Genomic DNA, 26,398 nt, shown 5'->3' on the forward strand with positions numbered 1-26,398 from the left:
CTTTTTAAATGGAAATGAAAGAAGAGAAAAGGTGTGGCTGGTGCTTAGGATTTGAGGAATATATCCAGTATCACGATAAAGAATGGGGAGTTCCGGTTTATGATGATCGAGTACATTTCGAATTTTTGATTTTAGAATCTGCCCAAGCTGGGTTGAGTTGGTCGACAATCCTCAGGAAAAGAGAAGGCTATCGAAAAGCTTTTGCCGATTTTGACTATGAAAAAGTGGCCCAATTTTCTGAAGAAAGAGCCGAGGAATTGCTGCAGGATCCAGGGATTGTAAGGAACAAATTGAAAATCAATGCAGCCATCAATAATGCTAAACGCTTTAAGGAAGTGCAAAAAGAGTTCGGCTCCTTTTCAAACTATATCTGGTCGTTTGTTGGTGGAAAACCTATCCAAAATGCTTGGGAAAATTATAAGACAGCACCTGCAACTACTCCAGAGTCAGATAAACTGGCAAAGGACTTAAAGAAAAGAGGTTTCAAATTTTTAGGCTCTACCACGATCTATGCTCATATGCAGGCAACCGGTCTAGTGAATGATCACCAGATCGATTGTCTTCAATATGAAATTGTGAAAGCTTTAGGCGAAAGCAAAGAATACTAGCCACACCAAGAATAGAAGTGGGAGTAAGATTGGAAGTGAGAATCTGATGATATAGCCAAAGAAGGATGGCATTTTGATTCCGCTTTGCTCTGCGATTGATTTTACCATGAAGTTTGGACCATTTCCGATGTAGGTCATAGCACCAAAGAATACGGATGCCACAGCAATAGCCATCAATTCAAAGGCTGAATCATGAAAGCCGTCAGCTGCAAACTGTCTAACTTCTTCAATATTATTGATAGAAGCTCCTTTAGAAGCCATCGCTGCAGCTAGGAAGTTTAAATAAGTTGGTGCATTGTCCAAGAATCCAGACAATGTACCCGTTCCCCAATACAAAGTGTTATGAGAAATCATAGCAGCCCCTTCCGGTGATTTGGCGAAGTTTCCAACCAGTTCCAAAGCAGGCATCATGGTTCCGAAGATACCAATGAAAATAAAGGCTACTTCGCGAATAGGTTCAAAGTTGAATTCATTCCCTTTGATAGCTCTTTGATCCGCAAACTTGTAAGAGAAGAATGCAACAGAAAGCATAATTACCTCACGAAGGAAGGAGAACTTTTGACCATCGTAATGGATTGCTGGAACCCATTCGATCACATTTGGATCAAGGAATACGGAGCAGATTACGATAAATAACCAACCGAAATTCTTGATGCCAATCATTGAGAATTTATTGGTATACGTCACCGGTTCCAACTCAGAATCATCAGCAGCTTTTCCGAATTTTTTATCAATAAAGAAGAATACCACTGCCAATACTCCCAACGCAAAAATCCATGCTGGCCAGTTGTGAGTTAAGGTCCAGAAGAAAGGAATCCCTTTCAAGAAACCAAGGAATAGCGGAGGATCACCGATTGGAGTTAAAGATCCGCCGACATTACTTACCATGAAGATGAAGAAAATGATATGGTAAGCCTGAATGTTTCCTTTGTTTAATCTGATGAAAGGTCTGATCAAAAGCATGGAAGCTCCTGTAGTACCGATTAAGTTTGAAATCAAAGCGCCAATCAATAGCAATGTCACATTGGCCATTGGCGTGGCCTTCTTGTCTATTTCTATCAAAATACCACCTGAGGCGATGTAAAGTGATGCTAGAAGGGCTATAAATTGGACATATTCAGCCAGGGCATGGACTGGAGCATGCACGTTTCCTAAAACAAATAAATAATAGAGAACTACCAAAATAGCCAATCCTACCGCGATTTTAGGGTAATTGTGATGCCAGAAATGTTCGTAGAATAATGGCCCTGTAGCGATCATCAATAGAAGCGCAACGAATGGAATAACCAACCATCCCGGAGGAGTATGATGCTCTTCTTCTCCATGATCTGCATCTGCATGCATTTCTGGAGAATCATGGCTTTCCTCTTGATCATGATCAGCTTGGGCAATTAGGGTACTCGAATTTGCGGTTTCCATAGCCATACTTTCGGTGGCTTGGATTCCGGTAAAAAATAAAATTCCGAAAAGTATTGAAATGCCAAATATATAGTTCTTCATATTCTGTAATTGGGTATGCCGGGTAGTCTTTTCGGTTGAATTATACAAATTTTTGTTGGTAGTTGGCGTCACAAATGTGTTTTGCTAAACTACAGATTTTGTTCGAAATGGCACAACAAGAAAACTCTGCCCGGATGAATTAATCAAAAATTAATGTCTCCCGGGCAAAGGTCAAGAATGGTTTTACACGAGTTGAGCCAGAGCTATTTTAAAGGAGCTTTCAGCTATGTTTGTTTTGCTCGGATTTTCGGAATGAGTCTTTTTCAAGGCTTTCTCTATGGTCTTGCTGACATCTTTGAAAATCGCTTGATCAGTGACTTCCGCCTTGGAGCTCATAAGATATGCAAACACTCTTGCCATCCCACAGTTAGCGACAAAGTCTGGAATCACTGACACTTGCTGATCAGTCCAGGTGCCGATAGGTCCAAAGAATATCTCAGGATCTGCAAAAGGCACATTCGCACCACAAGAAATCACTTCAAGTCCTGCTTTGATCATTCTTTCTGATTGCTCACGTGTGATAAGCCTAGATGCCGCTGCAGGAATGAAAATTTCACTTTCCAAATCCCAGATTTTTTGATTGATTTCGTCAAATGAAATCAAATTTGGAGATACTAATTTATTGCCATTTCTGGTGACAAACAATTCTCTGACTTCATCTAAGGTGAAGCCATTTTGATTGATTAGCCCGCCATCTCGATCTATGATTCCGACAATTTTGACACCTTCAACTGCTAAGAAACATGCAGCTGCAGCTCCAACATTTCCCCAACCTTGTATGACAGCTCTTTTCCCTTTTAGCTCTCCTCCCCAAATTTTGTAATAGTGCCTTACTGCCTCAGCTACACCAAAGCCAGTGATCATATCAGCTACAGTGTATTTTTTGGGACCATTTGGAGTATAGTGAGGATCTTCCAATACTTTGGAAACCCCTTGTCTTAATTGACCGAGTTTTTTGATTTTTTCCGGTTCCGTGGCATGGAAATGTCCATTTACGATTCCTTCTTGAGGATGCCAAATCCCAAAAGATTCTGTGATTGGGATTACCTCATGGATTTCGTCCACATTCATATCTCCTCCAGTACCATAGTAGTTTTTCAAAAGTGGAGTAACGGCCTTATACCATCTTCTCAACACTTCATCTTTTCGAGGATCACTAGGATCGAAATTGATCCCAGATTTTGCTCCTCCAATAGCTGGACCTGAAACAGTGAATTTGACTTCCATGGTTTTGGCCAATGACTCCACCTCTCTCTTGTCCAGTCCTTTGCGCATTCTGGTGCCGCCTCCAGCAGCTCCTCCTCTTAGTGAGTTGATGACTACCCAGCCTTCGGCTTCAGACTCTGAATCTGACCATTCAAAGGTGATTTCAGGTTTTTGATTTTCAAACCTTTTTAATAATTCCTGCATGTAAAATTTGGGTTTATATGCAGGCAAAAATATAAAAATTCCTAGGCTCTCCTAGTTTGAAATTAGAACGTAATTATTCGTAAATCACTCCGCCACTGGAATTTCTGCTTGCCCCTGTGACTGAAGCGAGACAATTGTCTTGGCCTAGAATTCTCAATAAACCTAGAAGAGCGAAAATCAAAGCCTCTTTAAATTCGATCAGCTTTTTCTCTGCAGGGGAAAAATTCCATTTGCCTTGAAGATGAAAGTCCAATCTTTCTATAAAGTATAAGTTATAAGCTCCGCCTCCGGTGATAAGGACGGACGGTTTTTCTTTTTCTGATTTTTCTTGAATTGTCTTGGCTATTTGAAATGCATAATGCTCCAAAAGGGTCGCAAGCTTATCTTTTTCTGAAGCCTCAAAATGCTCAATCAATGGGATGAAATCATTTTCCATGTCCTCTCTTCCCAATGATTTGGCTCCGGACTTTTGGTAAAAAGGCACTTCGTTTAGTTGATCTAGCAGTTCGGTTTGAACCTTGCCCTCTGAAGCCCAAATTCCCTGATCATCATAGGGAGCTCCCAATTTCTCGGCAATTGGATTGAGAAGAATATTAAATGGACTGATATCGAAAGCAATCCTTTTGCCTTGATATTCCATGCTAATATTGGAAATCCCACCCAGATTGATGCAGAAATCTTTATCAGAAAAGAGTTCTTGGTCGCCAATAGGTACCAAAGGTGCTCCCTGCCCTCCTAGTTGGACATCCTTCATCCGAAAATCATTGATGACTTTCAACCCACAAGCAGATTGGATGGCCCATCCATTTCCAATTTGAAGACTCAATCCTTTTTGAGGTTGATGAAAAACGGTATGTCCGTGAGAACAAACAGCAAGAGGGGAATAGTCATGTCTATTGCAGAATTCATTAACCTGCTCCCCCATCCATTTTCCAAATTCCACATCCAAAAGGTTTAGATCCAAAGCTGGTAGCAAATGTGAATTCATCAACTTTTCTCCCAATCCTGAGGGAAAAGGGACCGTCTCAGCCTTGATAATCTGAAAAGACCATGAGTTTTCTTTATAAAATTCGCAAAAAGCAATGTCCAATCCATCGCCTGAAGTGCCAGACATCAAACCTATCACCTGGTATTTTTGTGGACTCATGGGTTAATATTTGTTAAGTGAGGGAGGATATAAAGATAATTTTAGAAATCAGAAAAAGCCCTGTTTTTTTAAATGGCTAATTTGCAAACAGAATTCTAGTCATGCCCAATCTCATTATCGACATAGGAAATACCCGCATCAAATCTGCCCTTTTTAAAGAGGGTAATGTGATTTGGGAGCAATCTTTTCCCAGTTTGGAAAAGGCAAAAGCTATTTGGAAGGAGCTGGAATTTACCAATTGTTTAATTTCTTCTGTTAAGTGGGAAGAGGATGAATTGAGAAGAGATTTGGATTTTGACTTTCTTTTTTTGACAAAATCAACACCTTTGCCGATCCAAAATGGCTATGGAACTCCGGAAACTTTGGGTTTGGATCGCCTTGCAGCGGCAACTGGAGGCTGGCAATTATCAAAAGGTGAAGCAACTTTGGTTGTGGATTTGGGAAGTTGCATGACTTTCGAATTAGTCAATGACCGAAACACCTATCTAGGCGGCGCGATAAGCCCAGGCTTAGAGATGAGAGCCAAGGCCATGAACCAGTTTACGGCTAGGCTTCCTTTGATCGAAGTTGGAAAAAAACCAGAATCACATTTAGGAGATTCTACCAAATCTTGCATGCAGTCAGGAGTATGGTACGGAATAGCCTTTGAAATAATGGGTCAAATTCAGGCTTATAGGGCCGAATTTCCTGAAATTAAGGTCTTTGTTTGCGGAGGAGATGCACAATCTTTTGAATCATTGGCAAAAGACCACATATTTGTAGTCCCAAATTTAGTCCTGCATGGACTGAATTGTATTCTAAACCACAATGTTGAGTAAGATCAAATTGCACTTGTTGGGTGTGTGTTGCACCCTTTTGTTATTTTCTGAAGCGCAGGCCCAAGGCAGTGCGTCCACCTATTCCGCTTTGGGTATAGGTGAATTTAATTATTCTGGATTGACTCAAAACCAAGGAATGGGAGGCCTTGGAATCAGTTTTGGTACTGGTTGGAACCCAAATGTGGTCAATCCCGCTCTTCAAACAAGAAATACGATTTTTAACTTTCAAGCAGCATTGAACTATAAGAAAATCAATGCAAGCAATGGCTCTGAATCTTCAGACGTCGATGGTGGAGGTCTATCCTATATAGCAATGTCTCTGCCTTTCAAACCTGGAAAGTTTGCAATGGGCATGGGGTTGAATCAGATCACCTCTGTTAATTACCGACTTCAGGTTTCAAGCATGGTAAGTGGAACAGAAATCGAATCCTTCAACAATATCGAGGGAGATGGCGGTATCAGTGAGGCTTATTTGAGTGCGGGCTTCTTGTTAGCCAAAAATTTGAGTATCGGTATTCATGGATCCTACCTATTTGGATCTACTATTCGAACTAATCAGCTATCACTTTTTGATCAAGATGGCGTCTCAGTGGGCAACTCATCAGAATATTATGAAAGATTAACAGTTTCAGATGTTGGGGTGAAATTTGGAGCTCACTATTACTTCAAAGTAGGTGACAAAAGTAATCTACACCTTGGTGCCATTTATCAGGGACTAGGTGACGTTAGTGGAAAAGCTTTTGCCAAACTGGCTGCATTTGGTGAAGCTAGCGATCCCGATTCGGAAGGAGATCTAGTTTTCAACGATGAAAAGGGAAGTATCTATATTCCAAGTCGTTACGGATTTGGGGTCAGCTATGAAAAGATCAATAAATACGTTATTGGACTAGAAGGACAATACCAAGATTTCAAAGATTTCAAGAATTTCTTGGGAAATGAATTGCAATTAAGAGAGACTGTGAAAGTAGGTTTGGGTATGCAAATCGTGCCAGATTTCTTAGAGGTGGACAACCTTTTGAAGAGAGCTACCTATAGGTTTGGATTCGAGTTTCAGCAGACTCCATACTTCCTAAACCAGACAAATATCAATGACCTTGGCATTAACTTTGGAGCTTCAATTCCAGTTAATCAATTGTCTTTATTAAATTTCGCAGTGAAAGTGGGACAAAGAGGAACAACCTCTGCAGGATTGATTCGAGAGAACTATGTGAACTTCACCCTTGGCTTCTCATTGAATGACAACTCCTGGTTCTACAAAAGAGTATTTGATTAAAAAATTAACCTGTTTGGGAATCCAAACAAAAATAGAAGAGCGTAATTAACCGAATTAAACAAGTCAAACCATGAAAATTAAATCAACCCTTCTGGGGCTTTCTGCCTTGCTTTTCGCCGGAATGGTGCAAGCACAGGATGGATGGAATTTTCCAACTGATCCTGCTGAGGAAGCCAAAGCCAAAGAATTGAACGCTGCTTACACTGATTACATGAAGTCTGAGCAGTTTGTAGAAGCTACCAAGCCATTACATTGGTTATTGGTAAATGTACCTGAGCTAAATGAGTCCATCTATATCAATGGTGTGACTGTTTACAAAGGTGCCGCTGATGCTACAGCTGATGAAGCAAAAAAGAGAGAATATCAAGATTCAGTAATTTGGGTCTATAATAAGCGTGATGAAATTTATGACAACGCACCTAAGTGGATTGAAAACAAAGCTTATTACGGATATGGATTCTATAAAGGAGCAAAAGAAAAATTAGCCGATGTTGTTGGTGACTTTGAAAGAGCCAAGGAATTGAATGGTGAACTTTCATTGACAGCTCTTTATCCTGCATATTTTGACGCAGTCAGAAGACACGATGCATACAACGATGCTTATACCGATGAGCAAATCTTGGATATTTATGCAAGCATTCAAGAGGATTTGGATAAAGCTGAAGCGGGTGGAAAAGATGTTTCATCTCCAAGAAGCCAAATGGAGCAGTTGTTAGTTGCTATGGAATTGATCGATTGTGACTTTATCGAGAATACTATGGGACCTAAATTGGCTGCAGATCCAACCAATGAAAAATTGGCTCAACAAATCTTCCAGTATTCTGTACAATACAAGTGTTTGTCATCTAATGCTTTCTTGTCTGCTTTGGAATTGATTGACTCCAATAATCCTACCTATGCTACTTCTCAAGTAAGAGCAATGAGATATATCCAGGAGAAAGACTATGAAAAAGCTCAACCAGTATTGGAGAAAGCTTTGACATTGGCTGAAAACGATGTTCAGAAAGCTGAAATCCAAATGGACTTAGCGAAAGTACATGCAAACTTGGGTAGAAAATCTGCTGCAAGAAACGCTGCTAAAGAAGCTGCTGCTTTGGATCCGGAAAGAACCAAAGATGCATATTCAATGATCGGTGGATTGTACATGAACTCTTTCAATGATTGTAAAGGTGGTGTTTCTCGAGTGAAAGACCGTGCTATCTACATGGCTGCTTATAATGCATACCAGAGAGCTGGTGATTCTCAAGGAATGGCTCAAGCAAGAGGCCAGTTCCCTTCTAAAGAAGAGGTATTTACTGAAGGCCTTCAGGTAGGTGGATCCATCAGCACTGGATGCTGGATCGGAGAGACCGTATCTATCTCCACTAGAGATTAATTTAACTTCATTTATATAGGAAAAGGCAGCCAATTGGCTGCCTTTTTTCGTTGGGTACACTCAAAGGAAAAATATAGTTTATCTTTGTGCCATGAAGAATTTATACCTTCTAGTTTTAAGTATTTTCATTTTTGCAGCATGTGATCAGGAGATAGATTCCTCTGCCTTGGAGGTTTATGATGGACCCATAAGAATGGGGACTAATATCCATTTGATCAGGTCTGATTCTGCGGTAGTCAGGTCCGAGATCAAGGCACCGAAACAAATGCAATTTTTGAATGGAAATATGGAGTTTCCTGATGGGATCTTAATCGAACATTTTGAAGTGGATGGTAAGAAAAGCACCATTTTGAAAGCAGATAGAGGATATTTTGACAAGGAAAAAAATCTTTATCGTGGCGAAGGTAATGTTCAAGTAGATAATATTTTGGAAGATCAGCACCTCCAAAGCGAAGAGTTGTTTTGGGATCCCAATAAGCAAAAAATCTATACAGATAAGTTTGTGACCATTAGAGATAAGGAGACTTTATTCAATGGGACAGGAATGGAAGCAGATCAGAATTTTAAAAATTACACATTAAAAAAATTGAGGGATAGTAGGACTATTCTACCGGGAGAAGATCTATGAAATTAGCAGATGTATTGATATTGTCCTTGTCATTGGCTTTGATTATCATTGGAATCCACCAGACGATGACAGTAGGAATTGGCTATTCTTACTCTATATTTATGTTTGCTGTGGCACTTTTGTTTTGGTTTCAATACAGAAGAATGAAAAACCCACCGCCAACTGATATTCCTGAAAAAATGAAAAAGAAAAAACGGAAACACTAATTATGGATACAAGCTACTTGATCTATGTCATTATCACTTTGCTGTTTTCGGCTTTTTTCTCAGGAATAGAAATCGCCTTTATCTCTTCCAATAAACTTCAGATTGAGCTCCAGAACAAACAAGGAGCTTTCAGCGGTAAAATCCTAAGTAATTTCATTCAACATCCTGGGCAGTTCATAGGAACTACCTTAATGGGAAATACCATTGCTTTGGTCCTTTATGGTATTTTCATGGCCTATTTGCTTGAAGATCCTTTGAGGATGCTTTTGGGTAGCCTTGCGAATGAGGGCTTTATTTTGGTGCTTCAAACACTGATTTCTACGATCGTTGTATTGATCACTGCTGAGTTTTTGCCAAAAAGTCTCTTCATGCTCAATCCGAATAATATGCTGAATATTTTCGCTTTGCCGATGCTGGTGATTTATTACCTAATGTATCCGGTGGTTTGGGCGGTAGTGGGCCTTTCTAGATTTTTTATCACCAAAGTCCTGCGCTTGGAATACAGCGAGGATAAGCCTGTATTTACGGTAACTGATCTCAATAGCTTTATTCAAACACACATGAATCAGGCAAAAATTGAGGGAAAAGCAGAAATTGATACAAAGATTTTTGATAATGCCGTGGAATTCAAGACTGTGCGTGTGAGAGAATGTATGGTGCCTAGGACAGACATTGTTGCGGTTGAGGTTGACGATAGCATTGAGGAGTTAAAAGAAATTTTTGCTGAAAGTGGTCATTCTAAAATCATCGTTTACAGAGAAACTATTGACGATGTCATTGGGTATTGCCATCAGCTGGAGCTTTTCAAAAAGCCAAAAAGCATTGAAGAAATCCTGACACCTATCATCATTGCTCCAGAATCTGCTTTGGCCAATGAATTATTGATTGAATTTATACAGGAGCGAAAAAGCTTGGCGTTGGTAGTGGATGAATTTGGCGGAACAAGTGGAATCGTCTCGATGGAAGATATCATTGAGGAGATTTTTGGAGAGATCGAAGACGAATATGACAGTGATGATTTGATCGAGCAAAAGATCGGAGATCAGGAATATTTGCTCAGTGCACGTCATGAAATTGATTATTTGAACGATAAATATGAATGGGATTTGCCTGTCGGAGAATTTGAAACCCTTTCTGGGCTAATTCTTTCCTACACTGAGAATCTTCCCAAAAAGGGCGAGTCAGTGGCAATAGGGCCATATACGTTCACGGTTGTGTCGAAGCAAGACCATAGAATTGACTCAGTTAGGCTCAAAATTGGTGCCTCAGGTATTTTTTAGGTAATGGTTTGATTCAGAATATATTTTGAATTTCGTTACTAATGCTATTATTTTGCGACACTTCTAAAAAAGCGTAGTAACAATAATGGCGTTAATTAAACAAATTAGACAGCGGACAGGTCTCGCAATCGGTGTAATTGCCGGCGGGTTAATTTTATTCCTTTTGGGGGGTGATCTATTGAGTCCAAATTCCACCTTGCTAAACTCTAGCCAAAACATCGTTGGTGAGATCGCAGGTGAGGACATCACATATGAAGAGTATGTGGCCAAAGTAGAAGAATTCAGAATCGCATATCAGCAGCGTACTGGTCGCGCTCCATCTGAAGTGGAAATGTTCACTGTCAGAGAGCAGGCTTGGCAAGCAATGATTGTTGAGAGAGTATTCAAAGAAGAGTATGAAAAGTTGGGCTTGACTATTTCTCCTGCTGAATTGGTAGATATGGTTCAAGGAAAGAACATCGTACCTGAACTACGTCAACAACTAGTAAATCCACAAACTGGACAATTCGATAAGTCACAGTTGATCACGTTCCTTCAGTCTTTGGAAACTGCAGATCCTGCTCAGCAAGCTTTCTGGGCTCAACAAGAGCAAATCTTCGCGGATTCTAGATTGAGAATCAAGTATGACAACATGTTGGCTACTTCTGAGTATGTAACTACTGCAGAAGCCAAAATGGAATACAATGCAGCAAACTCTATTGCTGATGCATCTATCCTATTTGTTCCTTACTATGCTGTGGAAGACGATGCAGTGACTATTTCTGATTCTGAACTTCAGTCTTATTTGAACAGTCATCAGGATATGTTCAAAACAGGTAATACTGCCAACGTTGAATATGTAAGCTTTAGCATTCTTCCAAGTGGAGAAGATTCTGCCGAGGTGATTGCTAATATCCGTCAATTGACAGACGAGTTGAGAACTTCTGACAACGATTCAGTTTTCGTAAACAGAAATTCTGACCTAAGACCTGCATTCTACACCTTCCGTCCAGGCGATCAGCTTCCTGCTGATTTGACCAATAACGTGGATGCTATCGAAGCCGGAGAGACTTATGGTCCATTCGTTACTGCAAACGGAACTTATGTTTCTTTCAAAGTTACTGACCAATATTCTGGAACTCCAAGAATGAGAGCTTCTCATATTTTGTTCAGTACAGAAGGAATGGATGATGCTACCAAAGCTCAAGTGAAAACTCAGGCTGATGAAGTTCTAGCTGACCTTAAAAACGGAGGTGACTTTGCTTTGACTGCTAGACAATATGGTCAGGATGGAACATCTCAAACTGGCGGTGACCTAGGATGGTTTGCAAAAGCTGATTTTGTAGACGCATTTGCTGAGGCTACTTATGCTAGAAACTCAACTGGACTTCTACCAAACTTGGTGGAAACAGAATATGGATACCATATCATTGAGGTAACTGAGCTTCCTCAATCTGAATACACAAAACTTGCAGTTCTTCAACTTGAACTGGTTGCTTCTGATGCTACCAGAAATGAGGCTTTCAGAAATGCAGACTCTTTTGCTGCTGAATCTGGAAACAGAAATGAATTCACTGAGAATGCAGTCGATCAAGGTTACAGAGTTCTTCAGGCTAATAACATTGATGCAAGTGCTAGAAACTTGAACAACCTACAAAATGCTAGAGAAGTAATCCGTTGGGCTTTTGCTGAAGCTTCTACTGGTGAGGTTTCTCCAGTATTTGAATTGGACAATGCATACATTGTGGCTTCTTTGGTAAGTAGAAAAGAAGAAGGTGATGCTAAATTGGAAGATGTTCGTGCTCAAGTTGAGGGACAAGTTAGAAACGAAAAGAAAGCTGAAGTAATCAAGCAAGCTTTGGCTGGAAAGTCTTCTTTGGAAGATATGAAAGCTGTATATCCTGAAGCTGCTTCATTGAATGAGATCCCTGATTTGAAACTGAGCTCTTCAGTAATTCCAGGAATCGGCTTCGCGCCAAAAGCTGTTGGAGCTATTTTCGGAATTTCTCAAGGTGAAACTACACAACCATTGACCGAGGATATCGGAGTGATTGTTGCGAAATTAAACGCATTGACCCCAGCTGCTGAAATCGGAGACTACTCCGGGTATCAAGCGCAACTGGCGCAGAATGCTGCTCAAAGGTCATCTTATCAAGTGATGATGGCCTTACAGGATCTGGCGGATGTGAAAGATTTTAGATACAAATTCTTCTAAGAATCAAAAATTGGAACCCATGCCACACAGCATGGGTTCTTTTTTTGTAATCCATTTTAATAAATTAGTAGGATGCAAAAGCAATTTAATACCCAAGCCTTCAAGGAGAAGTTGGAAGCCAATGGTGAGTTTCCACAATTGTATATGTTTAAGTTCATCGTCCCTAATGGGAAAGAAGATGAGGTTAAAGCTCTTTTCCCCAACCATGAAGTGGTTCTAAAACCAAGTTCAGGAGGGAAATATATCAGTACAACTATTCAGGTGATGGTTGACAGTGCTGATGATGTAATTGCATACTACGAGCAAGCTTCCTCGATCGAGGGATTGTTGTCACTTTAATACTAGGAATATGTGGAAAGAGGAAAACAATAGGCTCAAGAAGACATTTAAATTCCAGGATTTCCAGGAGGCATTTGCCTTTATGACTCGGGTGGCATTTTTGGCAGAATCTCAGCAGCATCACCCTAACTGGTCCAATGTCTACAATACTGTAGAAATTGAATTGACGACACATGATGCTGGAAATACTGTGACTGATAAAGATCGCCAATTGGCAAAAGCTATAGACGCCATACTTGCATGAGTGAAAGTGTTATCAATTTGTTTTTGGTTCCTACTCCTATCGGAAACCTGAAAGACATTACACTTCGAGCATTGGAAGTCCTGAAAACCGTGGATGTAATCTTGGCGGAAGACACCCGGACCACAGGGATGCTTTTGAAGCATCTGGAGATTTCTAATAATCTACAATCTTATCATATTTTCAACGAACACAAAGCTGTTGAAAAGCTTGTGGAACGAATGAAGAAGGGAGAAGTTTTTGCCTTGGTTAGTGACGCAGGTACTCCAGGGATATCTGACCCGGGGTTTTTGTTGGTTCGAGAGGTCTTGGCAGCTGGCTTGGACGTTCAATGCTTACCTGGTCCCACCGCTTTCGTTCCTGCCTTGGTAAATTCTGGACTTCCCAATGATCGCTTTGTATTCGAAGGCTTTCTTCCGCACAAGAAGGGTAGAAAAACAAGAATCGATGCTTTGATAGAAGAATCGAGAACGATGATATTCTACGAATCCCCTCACAGGCTTATTAAGACCTTGGAGCAGCTTTCTGAGGCCTTCGGGCCGGATAGGCAAGCTTGCGTCTCCAGAGAGCTCACAAAGCTTCATGAGGAGAATGTGCGTGGAAGTTTGGAAGAGTTGATTGAATATTATGAAACCAATCTGCTAAAGGGAGAGATCGTTCTGACTGTAGAAGGAGTTTCGGTGAAAAAAGAAACAAGAGAAGAAAAGCAAGCTCGTTATCTGAAGTCCGGGAAAAGCGGGAAATGAATTTTTGAAAGAGAATAAGAGCTGATTTTTTACTAATAACAAATACCTATTAACTAATTAAAAACCACCAATCACCACTATGCTTACCCAAGAAAAGCTACAGCAAGTCCTAGAAGAGACGAAAGTAATTGCCAAAAAAGCGGGTGCATTTATACGTCAGGAAAGACAGCACTTCGATATGGATGCTGTGGAACACAAAGGCTTCAATGATCTGGTTTCCTATGTGGATAAGGAAGCTGAAAAGTTAATTGTGGAAGGATTAAGGAAAGTGCTGCCTGAAGCCGGTTTTATTACTGAGGAGGGTACTAGTACTACTCAATCGGATGATTTGAATTGGATTATCGATCCTTTGGATGGGACAACCAACTTTATCCATGGTATTCCGGTATTTTCTGTGAGTATTGCTCTGATCCAAAAGGATGAACTGATTTTGGGTGTTGTTTACGAGGTAAATTTGGATGAGTGCTTTTATGCGACAAAAGGCGGTGGAGCTTTTTGTAATGAAAAACCGATTCATGTAAGCAAGGCTCCTGATTTATCAGCTTCCTTGATTGCGACGGGTTTTCCCTATTACAATTTTGATTTGATTGATCGCTATTTGGCTACATTGAAATCATTGATGCAAACGACCCATGGTTTGAGGAGGTTTGGATCAGCCGCAGTTGATTTAGTTTATGTGGCCTGTGGAAGGGCCGAGGGCTTTTTTGAGTACAATCTGAATTCCTACGATGTAGCAGGAGGTGCCATTATTGTCCAGGAAGCTGGAGGAATGGTTACTGATTTTTCCGGAGGAAAGGATTTTGTTTTTGGGAGACAGATTTTGGCTACCAATGGAAATATCCACAGCGAAATATTGGATGAGCTGAGCAAGGATTGGTCATCCTAAAAAGAAATACCAAAGCAGAATACTTCCAATAGATATTACCATTCCCAAGCCCGATAGTAAAGCTGCAAGTCTTGGGGCCAAATGGTAATTAATAGCTACAATAGATCCTGTGATCATAGGAGCCATGGCTGATTCTAATACAGTGACTTTGAAGGTAAGCCCGACTGGATTGAGGAAATTTCTATAAATCAAGAAGACCAATGCTGGAGCCAAAATCAACCGGTAGCCCAATCCATACCAGAAAAACTTAGAGGTCAAATCCGCTTTCTCAACTTTGAAACGGAGCCCAATGGCGAGAAGGGCTATGGGTGCCATGGTTTTTCCGATCAATTGTAAAGTAGGAATTAAAAACTCCGGTGTTTTCCACCCTATCAAACTCATGATTAAAGTTGCGATTAAGAATCCGAAGGGAGGAAATTTGAGAATTTTCCAAGGTATCTCTGAGAGGTTGCCACTTTCATGGCTGTAGATTGAGCCAATTACAATTGCTACGGAAGACACCAAAAGAAAAGAACCTCCTTGATCCATGAGTAAGGCTACTGGTAGGCCAGTTTTGCCATAAAGCGCTTCCACTACCGGAAATCCCAAAAAGGATGTGTTTGCTAAGCCTGCAACGATGGATAGGCAACCTGTTACTTGAGGGCTCCAATTGAAAATTCTTCCTAGACTTCCAAATACCAGCCAAGAAAGGAAGAATGTAAACCATGCCGCTGAAATGGGGATCAATAAATCCCATCCTGGCTTGATCTGAGGAATGTATAACAAAGCCAAGGCAGGCAAGACAATGTTGAAAAGATAAGAGTTGACCCAACGGATAGCTTTCTCGACCGGAAAATCAGGGCGTCGCTGAAAATAAAGGCCTGCTGCTAAAAATAGAAATGAAACTATGGCTCCAATCATCCCGGCAAGATATGAAACTCAGCTTTTTTTAACATAAAATTAATTTGGCATAATTGTAGTGATCTGAAAATCAGTATACTTTTGAATCGAAATAGCCCTTAACCTATGACTAAACTTATACCGATTTTTATCAATGGGAGTAAATGGATTCAATTATCGCAGCTTTCCAAGGATCAGGAAAGGAAATTGAAATCTTGGCTACCTGTCAATTGTCTGAAGAAAGTTCTTTACAACGGCATTGAGTTGAAGGATTGCATTGACTTTGAAACATACGAGTATTGGTTTCAAAGCAATCAGGTGACTTACCAAAGGCAAGGAGCACTGGACATCTAGTCTAACCCAAAACTTTTACGCTTCTCTTCAAAGTATTTTTCCAGATCTGGATAGTAGCTACTTGTGGCTTCAGGGATTCCATCTAAAACCAATTCCATATTCCCTTCCATCTCATCCTGATTGACTTGCATGCCTTCGATCAGATATATCAAATCCTCCAAATTCATAGGCTCTTCTATTTTTGAAGGGTACAGCATGTATTCATTTCCATAAAAATCTACTGCTTCCAAATGAATTTTGAAATCCATTTGATGAGCATAAATACTGATTTGCTCTCCCCAAGTTGACTCTGGGAAATTCAATTTTACGAGCAAAACCGAGGTTATTTCCTCAGAAAAGTAGGTATCAGGCTGAAATTTGAAATCGACCATAGGCCGAATTTACGAAGGAGTGGGAAGCTTTTCATAGAAAGAAAAAGAACTTCCTATTTTTCAATCCTATTCTACATTGGATAATAAGGACTTTCAGGCTATTTTTGGACCTGATTTGAACCAGGCATGCGCCTGATTTCTCCCATTATCGGCTTTCAAAATCAAAATTATGAAAAGAGATTCGGTTGTATTTGACCTCATCGCCCAAGAAGAAGACAGACAGAAGCGTGGCATCGAGCTAATTGCTTCGGAAAATTTCACCAGCAAGCAGGTCATGGAGGCCGCTGGAAGTGTTTTGACCAACAAATACGCGGAAGGATTGCCTAAGAAGCGATACTATGGTGGATGTGAAGTGGTCGATGAGATCGAGCAAATTGCAATCGATCGTGCTAAGAAGCTTTTTGGTGCTACTTGGGCTAACGTACAGCCGCACTCTGGTGCCCAGGCAAATGCCGCTGTAATGTTGGCTTGTTTGAAAGCTGGAGATCCAATTTTGGGTTTTGACCTTTCTCATGGTGGTCACTTGACTCACGGTTCGCCTGTAAACTTCTCTGGTAAACTTTATGAGCCTCATTTCTATGGTGTAGAAGAAGAGACTGGAGTAATCGATTACGATAAAGTCGAGGCGAAAGCTTTGGAAGTGAAGCCTAAGATGATCATCTGTGGTGCTTCTGCTTACTCTAGAGATTGGGATTATGAGAGATTGAGAGAAATCGCAGATCAGGTTGAAGCTATTTTGTTAGCTGATATTTCTCACCCATCTGGTTTGATCGCAAGAGGATTGTTGAACGATCCATTGGAGCATTGCCATATCGTCACTACCACTACACACAAGACTTTGAGAGGTCCAAGAGGTGGTTTGATTGTGATGAGAGAAGATTTTGACAATCCTTGGGGATTGACTACTCCAAAAGGAGAAATCAGAAAAATGTCTTCTTTGTTGGATATGGGAGTATTCCCAGGAACTCAAGGTGGTCCGTTGGAGCATATTATTGCTGCTAAAGCTGTTGCTTTTGAAGAGGCCTTGTCTGACGAATACATGGCATATATCCTTCAGGTGAAAAAGAATGCATCCGTAATGGCGGAAGAATTCGTAAGTCTAGGATATCAATTGATTTCTGGCGGAACCGACAACCATTTGATGCTGATCGATCTTCGCAATAAGGAATTGACCGGAAAGATTGCTGAAGAGACTTTGGGTAAAGTAGATATTACTATCAATAAAAACATGGTGCCTTTCGACACCAAATCACCTTTTGTCACTTCTGGAATGAGAGTGGGTACCGCAGCTGTCACCACGAGAGGATTGAAAGAAGAAGACATGAAAAAGATCGTTCATTTGATTGACAGAGCTTTGCAAAATCATGCTGACGAAGCAGTTTTGGAAAGCATTCGTAAAGAAGTCAACGATTGGATGGTTCAGTTTCCATTATACTAAAAGCGTAAATTACCACAGTGGCATTAGACCAATATCAAGAAGAGGAAGAGGAAGGAATGTCCTTTTTGGACCATCTGGAAGCTCTTCGCTGGCATTTGCTTCGCTCAGTAGCAGCAATTCTTATACTTTCAATCATTGCCTTTCTTTCTAAAAGCATAGTCTTTGGAATGGTGATCTTGGGTCCATCAAAAGTGGACTTTATCACCTATAGGCTATTGTGTGATTTGGGAGATTACATGGGGATAGCAGCCTTATGTATCGATGAATTGCCATTTACTATTCAGAGTAGGCAGATGACTGGCCAGTTTTCCATGCACATGACTTCCAGTTTTGTGGTGGGATTTGTAGTCGCTTTCCCTTATGTGTTCTGGGAGTTTTGGAGATTTATCAGTCCAGGGCTTTATGATCAGGAGAAAAATGCCGCTAGAGGAGCTGTTTTCTTTGTGAGTTTGTTGTTCTTTATGGGAGCTTCTTTCGGATATTTTATCCTTTCTCCCCTTTCGATCAACTTCCTATCTAACTATCAGCTGGATCCGACTATCCTCAATGAATTTGATATTGGATCCTATGTGACCACTTTGATTATGTTGGTAATGGCTTCTGCGATTATGTTCCAGTTGCCAGTGGTGATCTACTTCCTTTCTATGTCAGGATTGGTGACTTCATCGATGTTGAGAGCGTATAGAAGGCATGCAATTGTTGTCATCCTTGTGGTTGCAGCGATTATCACTCCTCCAGATGTCATCAGTCAGTTGTTGATCGGTATGCCAATATTAGTCTTGTATGAGGCAGGTATCAGCATTGCTAAGCGTTTGGAGAAAAAGCGTGCGATCAAAGAAGCTGAAGAGCAAAAGAAAGATGCTGAATTTGAAAGACAAGAAAGAGAATCCGAGCAAAATTTGACTAAAGAACAGTCCAAACCATCCGAAGAAGAAAAAAAGGATGAGGATGATAAAAACGAGCGATTCGAGGATTGATCAATAAATAAAGGAAATCATGGCTAAGAAAATTGCGATAGGCGGAGATCATGCCGGCTTTGAATACAAAGGGAAATTGATCCAAAAACTGGAAAGTCAAGGCTACGAAGTGAAGGATTTTGGACCTTTTTCAACCGCTTCGGTGGATTATCCTGATTATGTTCACCCATTGAGTACGGCTGTAGAAAATGGCGAATATGATCTAGGAATCGTGATTTGTGGTTCTGGAAATGGTGTAGCTATTACAGCCAATAAGCATCAGGGAATTAGGGCTGCTTTGGTTTGGAATAAGGAGCTGGCAGCATTGGCAAGGCAACATAACAATGCCAATGTGGTAGCCCTTCCTGCTCGTTTTATTGCCTATGAATTAGCTGAAGAGATTACAGAAGTATTCTTGACAACCGAATTCGAAGGTGGCCGCCATGCCAATAGAGTTAATAAGATAGCTTGTAGCTAATCAATATTTAGAAAAATGTAAAAGCCCATCTTATGAAAATAGGATGGGCTTTTTCTGTAAATCAGGATTTTTATTTCTTTGATTTGAAGCCTACTGGAATTTTTAAATCTCCTTCGTCATATAGGTTCAGATATAAATTGACAGTGTCTTTGGTTCCCCAATAGACGCGATATAAGTCTAGTAATCCTGAGTCACCCATTAGTCCATTTGGTGTTTTGAAACTACAGCAACTACCCAATCTATAATAACCGACTTCCTCTCCATGAGGACCTAAAAGAGCGTTTAGGAATCTTTGTTGATTTCTGGCTCCATTTTCTATTACTCCTCCCACATTAATCGGGTTGGACTCCTTATATCCATAGGTTTTGTCATCGCTCATTTCAGTCAGGAGAAATGTGTTGGCATTTAGATACGCTACCGGGATCTGGCGGGTATCACCTAGTGACCTTTCTTCCGATGAGTCACTTACAACATTTGATTTGTTTGAGGCACAGGCAAATAGAAAAGTCAAACAAATAATTAGCAAAGAGGGCTTTTTCATTTTAGTTGAATTTGGTTAACTAAAATTTACCACATAACAAACTATGTAAAAAGTTAAAAGATATTGAATAAGACCAGTCTCTGTTAATTTTAATTAATCCCTTTCCACCTTAAACTCAGCCATCACCGGAAAGTGATCTGAGAGAGTGTCTGGTATTCCATGGTTGAAAATTTCCACCTTAACACATTTTTGAGCCAATTCTGGACTTGTCAAAATATAGTCGATTCGAACCCTGTATTGAATGATTGTTTCTGCGGTTTGATCATAGAGCCCAATCAAAACAGGAGATGGGAAAGTAAAACTCTTTTCTAGGTCTATTTTATTCAAACTGACATCAACTGCAGGAATTGAAAAGAACTCTGAAATTGGGGCATAATCAAATTGTCCTAACCTCAAATTATCGTATTTGTCACCTTCCTTTTTTTGATTTTTTGCTCTCAAATCACCCTTTTTCTCAAGCCAATAAGCGTCCAACGGAGAATGAGAATTAAAATCACCCAATACTATAAAGGAGTCACTTTGAAGTTCCTTAATTCGGGATTTGATTTGTCTAGCCTCTCTTAATCTAATGTCAGAATCTGAAGGAGAAAGATGGACCACAAAAAAATCAAGGCCAAAAGTTTTGACATGAAGTAGGCCATGCCAAAAGTTATCCACATTCTTTTCGATGAGTTGAATTGGCTCTTTGGATGTTAATGCTGTGGGATATCCACGTTCTTTTAAGATTTGCACATAAGGATGTCCCCATTGGGCTGCATCCTTTCTAAGCTTTTCTTCATCATATCCACAAAGTTCTTCCAAAGCTAATACATCTGGATTTTGCTCTTTTACCCAATTAATCAGGTTTTTCTGTCTCAAAGTGTCTTTTCCCCAATCAAATCCATTCCAGATATTATAGGTCATTACTTTGAGTGAAGATTCATTAGTTTGTGCAAAAAGAAAATGACTCAATCCAATTGTAAACAATATTAAAAATAGAAATTTGATTTTCATCGGAAAAGATTTTTTTGGTTTGATGGCCTAAAAATGGAAATTCATTTTTAAATCTCTATCCTATTAACAAAAAAATAGCCCCGACTTTCAAGCCGGGGTTGAGATTACAGAAGCGGTTTAAATTGCCGCAAGAACCTGACATCATTTTCCGTAAAGAGTCTTAGATCCTTGATCTGATATTTCAGCATCGCAATTCTTTCGATACCCATACCAAAGGCAAAACCTGTATATTTTTTGGAGTCAATTCCACAGTTTTCTAAGACATTCGGATCGACCATACCAGATCCACCGATTTCTACCCAACCGGATCCCTTACAGACATTACATCCTTTTCCTCCACAGATCAAACAAGAAATATCAATCTCTGCACTTGGCTCCGTGAATGGGAAATAGGAAGGTCTGAAACGAACCTTAGTTTCTTTTCCAAACATCTCTTTGGCGAAGTGGTAAAGTGTGTTCTTCAAGTCAGCAAAACCTACATTTTCATCCACATACAATCCTTCCACTTGGTGGAAAATGCAATGAGCTCTAGCGGAAATTGCCTCGTTTCGATATACACGTCCTGGTGAAAGAGTCCGGATCGGAGGTTTTTGATTTTCCATCACTCGAACCTGCACGGATGAAGTGTGCGTTCTCAAAGCAATGTCTGGATTCTTTTCAATGAAGAATGTGTCCTGCATTTCCCTGGCCGGATGGTTTTCCGGGAAATTCAATGCGGTAAAGTTATGCCAGTCATCCTCGATTTCTGGTCCTTCAGAAAGGTTGAAACCAATTCTTTCAAAAATTTCGATGATTCTTTGACGAGTGGCTGTCAAAGGGTGAATTCCTCCAATTTCTTGATTGGAAGGAGGTAAAGTCAAATCTATATCAGCCGATTTAGCTTTTTTGCTAGCGGAATTTACCTTTTCAATCAATTCCTGGAATTTAGCTTCAGCGAGTTGCTTGACGCTATTTACCAATTGACCATAGGCCTTTTTTTCCTCGTTTGGGATTTTACCCATTTCTGCAAAAAGCCCCCCAACCACACTTTTCTTGGAGATATACTCCATTCTATAGTCTTCGAGTTCGTCTGGATTGTTGGCATCCGCTGCCGCAATTGCTGCCTTAATGGCTTCGATTTTTTCCTGATACATGTGATTCAGATTAATCAAGCCACAAAGCTAAGATTTTTGAGGGTTTTCGAGGAAAATCAGGATTGATTATTTGAAAAGGTAGAGCTCATTTCATTTTCGGGTAAATCCAATCATGCTGAATAGGTCGTATTTCAATTCAAATCAACAAACAAATGAAACCATGAACAATTTCTTAAAAGTAGCCCTTCTAGCCTTTGTTTTTTTATCCGCAAACATGGCTTATGCACAATTGGAAAAGACTGTCGAAGTAGGCGGAGCACCTATGTATCCTTCCAAAAATATTGTTGAAAATGCGGTGAACTCTGCAGACCATACCACCTTGGTAGCGGCAGTAAAAGCGGCAGGTTTGGTAGAAACATTACAGGGAAAAGGCCCATTTACTGTATTTGCTCCAGAGAATTCAGCTTTTGAAAAATTACCTGATGGAACGGTTGAAACACTTTTGAAGCCGGAAAATAAAGGTCAATTAACAGCTGTGTTGACTTACCATGTTGTTGCTGGTAAAATGGGTTCAAAGGATATCGCCGAAGCAATTAAAGCTGGTGGTGGAAAAGCAACATTGAAAACAGTCCAAGGAGGTGAATTGACGGCCTGGATGAAAGGAAAGAAGTTTTATATCACTGACGTGAATGGTAATTCTGCTCAAGTTACGATTGCTGATGTATGGCAATCCAATGGGGTAATCCATTCTATTGACACTGTCGTTTTACCAAAAATGTAAGTACCTAATCTATCTTTTGAATTAAAAAGCTCCTGGATTTCTGGGAGCTTTTTTTATTTAATGAGGAAAAATAAGGCAAATGGCCTATTTTAGAATATTGATTAGTAACAACCGAAGTTAAATGCATACCAAGCCCAGAATAATTCTTTCGCTTTTCCTTTTCTGTTTTTCCCTTTCTCTTTTGGCTCAAGACCAAAAGGTGTTTTTTGTTTCACCCAATGGAAGTGATGCAAACTTTGGTATTTCAGAATCTCCATTTCTGACTATTGATAAAGCAAAATCAACTATTAAGTCGCTGAAGGAAGAAGGGGCCAAAGATGCTTTCTCCATCATTTTGAAAGAAGGGACTTATTTTTTGGAAGCGCCTTTGGTCTTTGGTCCTGAAGAATCAGGAACAATTGATTCCCCTTACTTAATAAAAGCTGAAAAATCTGGGAAAGTCAGGATTTCTGGAGGTAAAGAAATTAATGTCAATTGGAAAAAGTATAGAGGTTCAATTTGGGTTGCCAAAGTACCCAAAGGAATGGAGTTCTCAACATTAAGTATTGAAGGAAATCCTCAAATCCGTGCTAGATATCCTGATTTTCAAGAGGGGGTTTTTCCTTATGGAGGATATGCTGAGGATGCACTTTCTACTGAAAGAATTAAATCCTGGAAAGATCCGGAAGGTGGATATATCCATGCATTGCACAAGGGAAGATGGGGAGGAATGCACTATCGAATCACTGGAAAAAATCCTGATGGAACCTTAAGCTTCGAAGGAGGCTGGCAAAATAACCGGGAAAGTGAAATGCATCAAAGCATGCGTTTTGTGGAGAATATCTTTGAGGAGTTGGATAGCCCAGGTGAATGGTTTTTGGATGAGAAAAAGTCTTTGCTCTACTATTATCCAGTTGAGGGAATGAATATTTCTTCGATTTCTACTATTGAAGTTTCCGTACTGGAAAATCTGATTACCCTGAAAGGTTCGGTTAAAAATCCAGTTCAGCATATTCAAATCGACGGAATTATCTTTTCTGAAACTGTTCCGACATTTATGAAAACTGAGGAGCGTCTGATGAGAAGTGATTGGACAATTTACCGTCAGGGAGCGATACTTATGGATGGAACAGAAGACTGTTCTGTTTCCAATTCAGAGTTTAGGCATTTGGGAGGTAATGGAATTTTTATCAGCAACTATAATAGAAAGGCCAAAATCTCAGGGAATTTGATTGAATACATCGGAGGAAGTGCAATCAGTTTTGTTGGAAATCCCGATGCTGTCAGATCTCCAAGCTTCAATTACCATGAATTTGTGGAGGCATCAGAAATGGATACTATTCCTGGTCCAAAGTCGCCTGATTATCCCTCGGGATCTTTGGTTTTTGATAATTTGATTCATGATATCGGATTGATTGAGAAGCAGGTAGCTGGAGTTCAAATCCAAATGGCTATGGACTTGAGAATTGCTCATAACTCAATTTATAATGTCCCTAGAGCTGGAATCAATATCGGTGATGGAGCTTGGGGAGGACATATCATTGAGTACAATGATGTCTTCAATACCGTGATGGAAACAGGCGATCATGGTGCTTTCAACTCTTGGGGAAGAGACCGGTTTTGGCACCCCAACCGTGGAATTATGGATTCCTTAGCTGCGGTTCACCCTGATTGGATACGCCTAGATGCCATCAAAACTACTATCATTAGAAACAATCGCTTCCAGTGTGATCACGGCTGGGATATTGATTTGGATGATGGATCCAGCAATTATGAGATTTACAATAACCTTTGCCTGAGCGGAGGATTGAAATTACGTGAAGGGTTTTATAGAACTGTTTATAATAATGTGTTGATCAACAATGGCTTTCATCCACATGTTTGGTTCAAGGAAAACCATGATGTGTTTACGAGAAATATCGTGATGACTCCTCATAAAGCTATTCGTGTTGATTATTGGGGTGACAAAGTGGACCAGAACTTCTTTACTACTGAGATTGATTTAGAAAAGTCCCAAGAGTTTGGAATTGAAGCAAGTGGGATTAGTGGAAACCCTGAGTTCATTACACCAGAAAGCGGAGATTTTCGAGTAGAATCCACTTCTGCGGCATTAAAAATGGGATTTGTAAATTTTGAAATGAATGAATTTGGTGTGGAAAGTCAAAAACTAAAACAATTGGCTTCTCAACCCTCAATTCCTCAGCTACTTCTAGAAGATCAGGATCAAAATGATCAAGTTTTCAATTGGAGAGGCTATCAAATTAAGAATGTTGCAACATTGGGAGAGCAGTCAGCGGCTGGATTAAATGAAGCTTCCGGTGTTTTGATATTGAAAGTCCCAGAGGAAATTGAAGATCAAGGAATTCAAGTAGGTGATGTGATTTTGGAATGCTGGGGAGAAAAAGTGAGGAATGTGATTGATCTTCAGAAGATAGAAAAAGCAAATATTTGGAGGGGTAGGATTGAATTGAAGGTTTGGAGAAATCAGGGAATGGTTGAAGTTGAGATTTGATTGATGAGAATTGATATTCCTTTTTCGACTTAAATAACTAGACTTCTTATTTAAGAAAATGGAAAAAAACTTAAATAACTAGGTTTCTTATTTAAGAAATTGAGTAAAAAATTAAATAATGGATATCTTTATGAAAGAAATCTTGCTAATATGAAGAAGTTTATCTCTGGGAAATATATCAATCAAGGATCCTACAAAAGTTTTCAACCAGATAAAATAGGAAGAGAATGGAAAGTTGAAAACATGGAACTGATTCAACTTTTAAGCCAAGCAGATAGGCAATTGGGCAGATTGGATATGTATTCGGAGTACATTCCAAATATTGATCTGTTCATAAGTATGCACGTACTCAAAGAAGCAACTCAGTCCAGCAAAATTGAAGGAACAAAAACCAATATTGAAGAGGCATTATTAGACAAAGATGATATTTCTGAAGAGAAAAGGGATGATTGGGAAGAAGTTCAGAATTATATCAAGGCTTTAAATCAGGCAATTTTAAAGCTTAATGACCTTCCGTTTTCATCAAGATTGATCAAGCAAACTCATGAAATTTTGCTTTCAGGAGTTAGGGGAAAACATAAACTACCAGGAGAATTTCGTACTAGTCAAAATTGGATAGGAGGAGCAGGAATATCTGATGCGATATTTGTTCCTCCTATCCATTCTAGCATTGGAGAATATATGGGAGATCTTGAAAATTTTGTACACAATGACGAGTATTTTTTCCCAGAACTCCTGAAGATAGCCCTAGTGCATTATCAATTTGAAACGATTCACCCATTTTTGGATGGTAACGGGAGAGTGGGAAGGCTAATGATTACTCTTTATTTGGTAGAAAAGGGCATTTTGAAGAAGCCGATTCTATATCTATCTGATTTTTTTGAAAAAAATAGGACCCTTTATTATGATAATTTAATGAGGGTAAGAGAAAAAAATGACATTTTACAGTGGTTTAAGTTTTTTTTAGTTGGTGTAGTTGAAACTGCTAAAAGTAGTATTCAAACATTTGACAGCATTCTAAAGCTACAAAAACAAGTAGATGCCAAAATTCAGACTTTGGGAAGTAGATCATCAAATGCTAACCTTTTGATCCAATATTTATATCAACATCCAATTCTTGATTCTCAAAAAGCCAAAGAGTTGACCGGTTTGTCCTTTCCTTCTGTATATAAGCTGTTGGAAGAATTGGAAACACAACAAATCCTCAAAGAAATGACTGGAGGTAAACGGGGAAAAATTTATTTGTTCAAAGACTACATCAATCTTTTTAATTCCAAAGAGTAAAACGGTTTTGCTATCTATTAAGGCAAACGCCCTAAAAAATACTTGTTAGGAAGTAGATTCCCATTTACCTTTAGGATCTGAGATCATTCTCAACCCATTTCAATTATT

27 protein-coding genes are annotated in these 26,398 nt (G+C 39.7%); 19 read left to right on the forward strand and 8 right to left on the reverse strand.

Annotated elements, in window-relative coordinates; genetic code table 11:
* The first annotated feature begins 8 nt into the window (after positions 1 to 8).
* Positions 9 to 608, forward strand: coding sequence for a DNA-3-methyladenine glycosylase I (locus BUF13_RS09740; RefSeq protein WP_073571572.1), 600 nt, complete (start codon positions 9 to 11; stop codon positions 606 to 608).
* Here the strand turns inward: BUF13_RS09740 and BUF13_RS09745 are convergent.
* The 3 genes from BUF13_RS09745 to BUF13_RS09755 form a co-directional block, all read right to left on the reverse strand.
* Positions 585 to 2,108: a sodium:proton antiporter gene (locus BUF13_RS09745; protein WP_073571573.1), complete on the reverse strand. Its 1,524-nt coding sequence runs from the start codon at positions 2,106 to 2,108 to the stop codon at positions 585 to 587. The two genes, BUF13_RS09740 and BUF13_RS09745, sit on opposite strands and share 24 nt — an antisense overlap.
* Before the next feature lie 183 nt (positions 2,109 to 2,291).
* Positions 2,292 to 3,518: a Glu/Leu/Phe/Val dehydrogenase dimerization domain-containing protein gene (locus tag BUF13_RS09750; protein ID WP_073571574.1), complete on the reverse strand. Its 1,227-nt coding sequence runs from the start codon at positions 3,516 to 3,518 to the stop codon at positions 2,292 to 2,294.
* A gap of 73 nt (positions 3,519 to 3,591) precedes the next feature.
* Entirely contained in the window at positions 3,592 to 4,665 is a 1,074-nt protein-coding gene (locus BUF13_RS09755; protein ID WP_073571575.1) for an anhydro-N-acetylmuramic acid kinase, read from the reverse strand.
* A 101-nt stretch (positions 4,666 to 4,766) separates the two neighbouring features.
* On the opposite strand from BUF13_RS09755, the gene BUF13_RS09760 reads away from it, so the two are divergent.
* The 11 genes from BUF13_RS09760 (at position 4,767) to BUF13_RS09810 (ending at position 14,651) form a co-directional block, all read left to right on the forward strand.
* Positions 4,767 to 5,483, forward strand: coding sequence for a type III pantothenate kinase (locus BUF13_RS09760; protein WP_073571576.1), 717 nt, complete (start codon positions 4,767 to 4,769; stop codon positions 5,481 to 5,483).
* The gene (gene bamG, locus BUF13_RS09765) at positions 5,473 to 6,756 is read left to right on the forward strand and encodes a BamG family beta-barrel-assembly machinery protein (protein WP_073571577.1); all 1,284 of its coding nucleotides are present in this window, start codon (positions 5,473 to 5,475) and stop codon (positions 6,754 to 6,756) included. The genes BUF13_RS09760 and bamG overlap by 11 nt, the downstream gene beginning before the upstream one ends.
* A 70-nt stretch (positions 6,757 to 6,826) precedes the next feature.
* On the forward strand, positions 6,827 to 8,131 hold the full coding sequence (locus tag BUF13_RS09770) for a tetratricopeptide repeat protein (protein WP_073571578.1): 1,305 nt from the start codon (positions 6,827 to 6,829) through the stop codon (positions 8,129 to 8,131).
* A gap of 91 nt (positions 8,132 to 8,222) precedes the next feature.
* Positions 8,223 to 8,759, forward strand: a complete 537-nt coding sequence (lptC, locus tag BUF13_RS09775; RefSeq protein ID WP_073571579.1) for an LPS export ABC transporter periplasmic protein LptC — start codon at positions 8,223 to 8,225, stop codon at positions 8,757 to 8,759.
* Positions 8,756 to 8,965, forward strand: coding sequence for a hypothetical protein (locus BUF13_RS09780; protein ID WP_073571580.1), 210 nt, complete (start codon positions 8,756 to 8,758; stop codon positions 8,963 to 8,965). Before lptC ends, BUF13_RS09780 begins: the two co-directional genes overlap by 4 nt.
* A 2-nt stretch (positions 8,966 to 8,967) precedes the next feature.
* Positions 8,968 to 10,245 (forward strand): hemolysin family protein, encoded by a 1,278-nt coding sequence (locus tag BUF13_RS09785; RefSeq protein ID WP_073571581.1) that lies wholly within the window; start codon positions 8,968 to 8,970, stop codon positions 10,243 to 10,245.
* Positions 10,246 to 10,330: 85 nt separating this feature from the next.
* Positions 10,331 to 12,439, forward strand: a complete 2,109-nt coding sequence (locus BUF13_RS09790) for a peptidylprolyl isomerase (protein WP_073571582.1) — start codon at positions 10,331 to 10,333, stop codon at positions 12,437 to 12,439.
* Between the two features lie 72 nt (positions 12,440 to 12,511).
* Positions 12,512 to 12,778 (forward strand): DUF493 family protein, encoded by a 267-nt coding sequence (locus BUF13_RS09795; RefSeq protein ID WP_073571583.1) that lies wholly within the window; start codon positions 12,512 to 12,514, stop codon positions 12,776 to 12,778.
* A 10-nt stretch (positions 12,779 to 12,788) separates the two neighbouring features.
* Positions 12,789 to 13,022 (forward strand): 4a-hydroxytetrahydrobiopterin dehydratase, encoded by a 234-nt coding sequence (locus tag BUF13_RS09800; RefSeq protein WP_073571584.1) that lies wholly within the window; start codon positions 12,789 to 12,791, stop codon positions 13,020 to 13,022.
* Positions 13,019 to 13,765, forward strand: a complete 747-nt coding sequence (gene rsmI / locus BUF13_RS09805; RefSeq protein ID WP_073571585.1) for a 16S rRNA (cytidine(1402)-2'-O)-methyltransferase — start codon at positions 13,019 to 13,021, stop codon at positions 13,763 to 13,765. The genes BUF13_RS09800 and rsmI overlap by 4 nt, the downstream gene beginning before the upstream one ends.
* A 79-nt stretch (positions 13,766 to 13,844) precedes the next feature.
* Positions 13,845 to 14,651, forward strand: coding sequence for an inositol monophosphatase family protein (locus BUF13_RS09810; protein WP_073571586.1), 807 nt, complete (start codon positions 13,845 to 13,847; stop codon positions 14,649 to 14,651).
* Here the strand turns inward: BUF13_RS09810 and BUF13_RS09815 are convergent.
* Positions 14,643 to 15,551, reverse strand: coding sequence for an AEC family transporter (locus BUF13_RS09815; protein ID WP_073571587.1), 909 nt, complete (start codon positions 15,549 to 15,551; stop codon positions 14,643 to 14,645). The two genes, BUF13_RS09810 and BUF13_RS09815, sit on opposite strands and share 9 nt — an antisense overlap.
* A 105-nt stretch (positions 15,552 to 15,656) precedes the next feature.
* Here BUF13_RS09815 and BUF13_RS09820 point away from each other — a divergent pair, with 105 nt between their 5' ends.
* Positions 15,657 to 15,884: a hypothetical protein gene (locus BUF13_RS09820; RefSeq protein WP_073571588.1), complete on the forward strand. Its 228-nt coding sequence runs from the start codon at positions 15,657 to 15,659 to the stop codon at positions 15,882 to 15,884.
* Here the strand turns inward: BUF13_RS09820 and BUF13_RS09825 are convergent.
* Positions 15,881 to 16,255: a UDP-glucuronosyltransferase gene (locus BUF13_RS09825; RefSeq protein WP_073571589.1), complete on the reverse strand. Its 375-nt coding sequence runs from the start codon at positions 16,253 to 16,255 to the stop codon at positions 15,881 to 15,883. The genes BUF13_RS09820 and BUF13_RS09825 overlap by 4 nt on opposite strands.
* Positions 16,256 to 16,424: 169 nt before the next feature.
* On the opposite strand from BUF13_RS09825, the gene BUF13_RS09830 reads away from it, so the two are divergent.
* The 3 genes from BUF13_RS09830 to rpiB are packed head-to-tail and all read left to right on the forward strand — an operon-like array spanning position 16,425 to position 19,127.
* The gene (locus BUF13_RS09830; RefSeq protein WP_073571590.1) at positions 16,425 to 17,693 is read left to right on the forward strand and encodes a serine hydroxymethyltransferase; all 1,269 of its coding nucleotides are present in this window, start codon (positions 16,425 to 16,427) and stop codon (positions 17,691 to 17,693) included.
* Positions 17,694 to 17,710: 17 nt separating this feature from the next.
* Positions 17,711 to 18,670, forward strand: coding sequence for a twin-arginine translocase subunit TatC (gene tatC / locus BUF13_RS09835; protein WP_083586418.1), 960 nt, complete (start codon positions 17,711 to 17,713; stop codon positions 18,668 to 18,670).
* Positions 18,671 to 18,689: 19 nt separating this feature from the next.
* On the forward strand, positions 18,690 to 19,127 hold the full coding sequence (rpiB, locus tag BUF13_RS09840; RefSeq protein ID WP_073571591.1) for a ribose 5-phosphate isomerase B: 438 nt from the start codon (positions 18,690 to 18,692) through the stop codon (positions 19,125 to 19,127).
* Positions 19,128 to 19,197: 70 nt separating this feature from the next.
* On the opposite strand, the gene BUF13_RS09845 is transcribed toward rpiB, so the two are convergent.
* The 3 genes from BUF13_RS09845 to BUF13_RS09855 all read right to left on the reverse strand — a co-directional run bounded on the left by BUF13_RS09845 (position 19,198) and on the right by BUF13_RS09855 (position 21,794).
* Positions 19,198 to 19,668, reverse strand: coding sequence for a hypothetical protein (locus BUF13_RS09845; RefSeq protein WP_073571592.1), 471 nt, complete (start codon positions 19,666 to 19,668; stop codon positions 19,198 to 19,200).
* 93 nt (positions 19,669 to 19,761) lie between these two features.
* A complete protein-coding gene (locus BUF13_RS09850; protein ID WP_073571593.1) occupies positions 19,762 to 20,661 on the reverse strand; it encodes an endonuclease/exonuclease/phosphatase family protein in 900 nt (299 codons plus the stop codon).
* 104 nt (positions 20,662 to 20,765) lie between these two features.
* Positions 20,766 to 21,794, reverse strand: a complete 1,029-nt coding sequence (locus tag BUF13_RS09855; RefSeq protein WP_073571594.1) for a phenylalanine--tRNA ligase subunit alpha — start codon at positions 21,792 to 21,794, stop codon at positions 20,766 to 20,768.
* Positions 21,795 to 21,954: 160 nt separating this feature from the next.
* On the opposite strand from BUF13_RS09855, the gene BUF13_RS09860 reads away from it, so the two are divergent.
* The 3 genes from BUF13_RS09860 (at position 21,955) to BUF13_RS09870 (ending at position 26,290) form a co-directional block, all read left to right on the forward strand.
* The gene (locus BUF13_RS09860) at positions 21,955 to 22,515 is read left to right on the forward strand and encodes a fasciclin domain-containing protein (RefSeq protein ID WP_073571740.1); all 561 of its coding nucleotides are present in this window, start codon (positions 21,955 to 21,957) and stop codon (positions 22,513 to 22,515) included.
* 121 nt (positions 22,516 to 22,636) lie between these two features.
* Entirely contained in the window at positions 22,637 to 25,006 is a 2,370-nt protein-coding gene (locus tag BUF13_RS09865) for a PDZ domain-containing protein (protein ID WP_073571595.1), read from the forward strand.
* A 150-nt stretch (positions 25,007 to 25,156) separates the two neighbouring features.
* Entirely contained in the window at positions 25,157 to 26,290 is a 1,134-nt protein-coding gene (locus BUF13_RS09870; RefSeq protein WP_073571741.1) for a Fic family protein, read from the forward strand.
* Positions 26,291 to 26,398 lie beyond the last annotated feature (108 nt).

The sequence above is a fragment of the Algoriphagus zhangzhouensis genome (genome assembly GCF_900148515.1).
Classification (GTDB): domain Bacteria; phylum Bacteroidota; class Bacteroidia; order Cytophagales; family Cyclobacteriaceae; genus Algoriphagus; species Algoriphagus zhangzhouensis.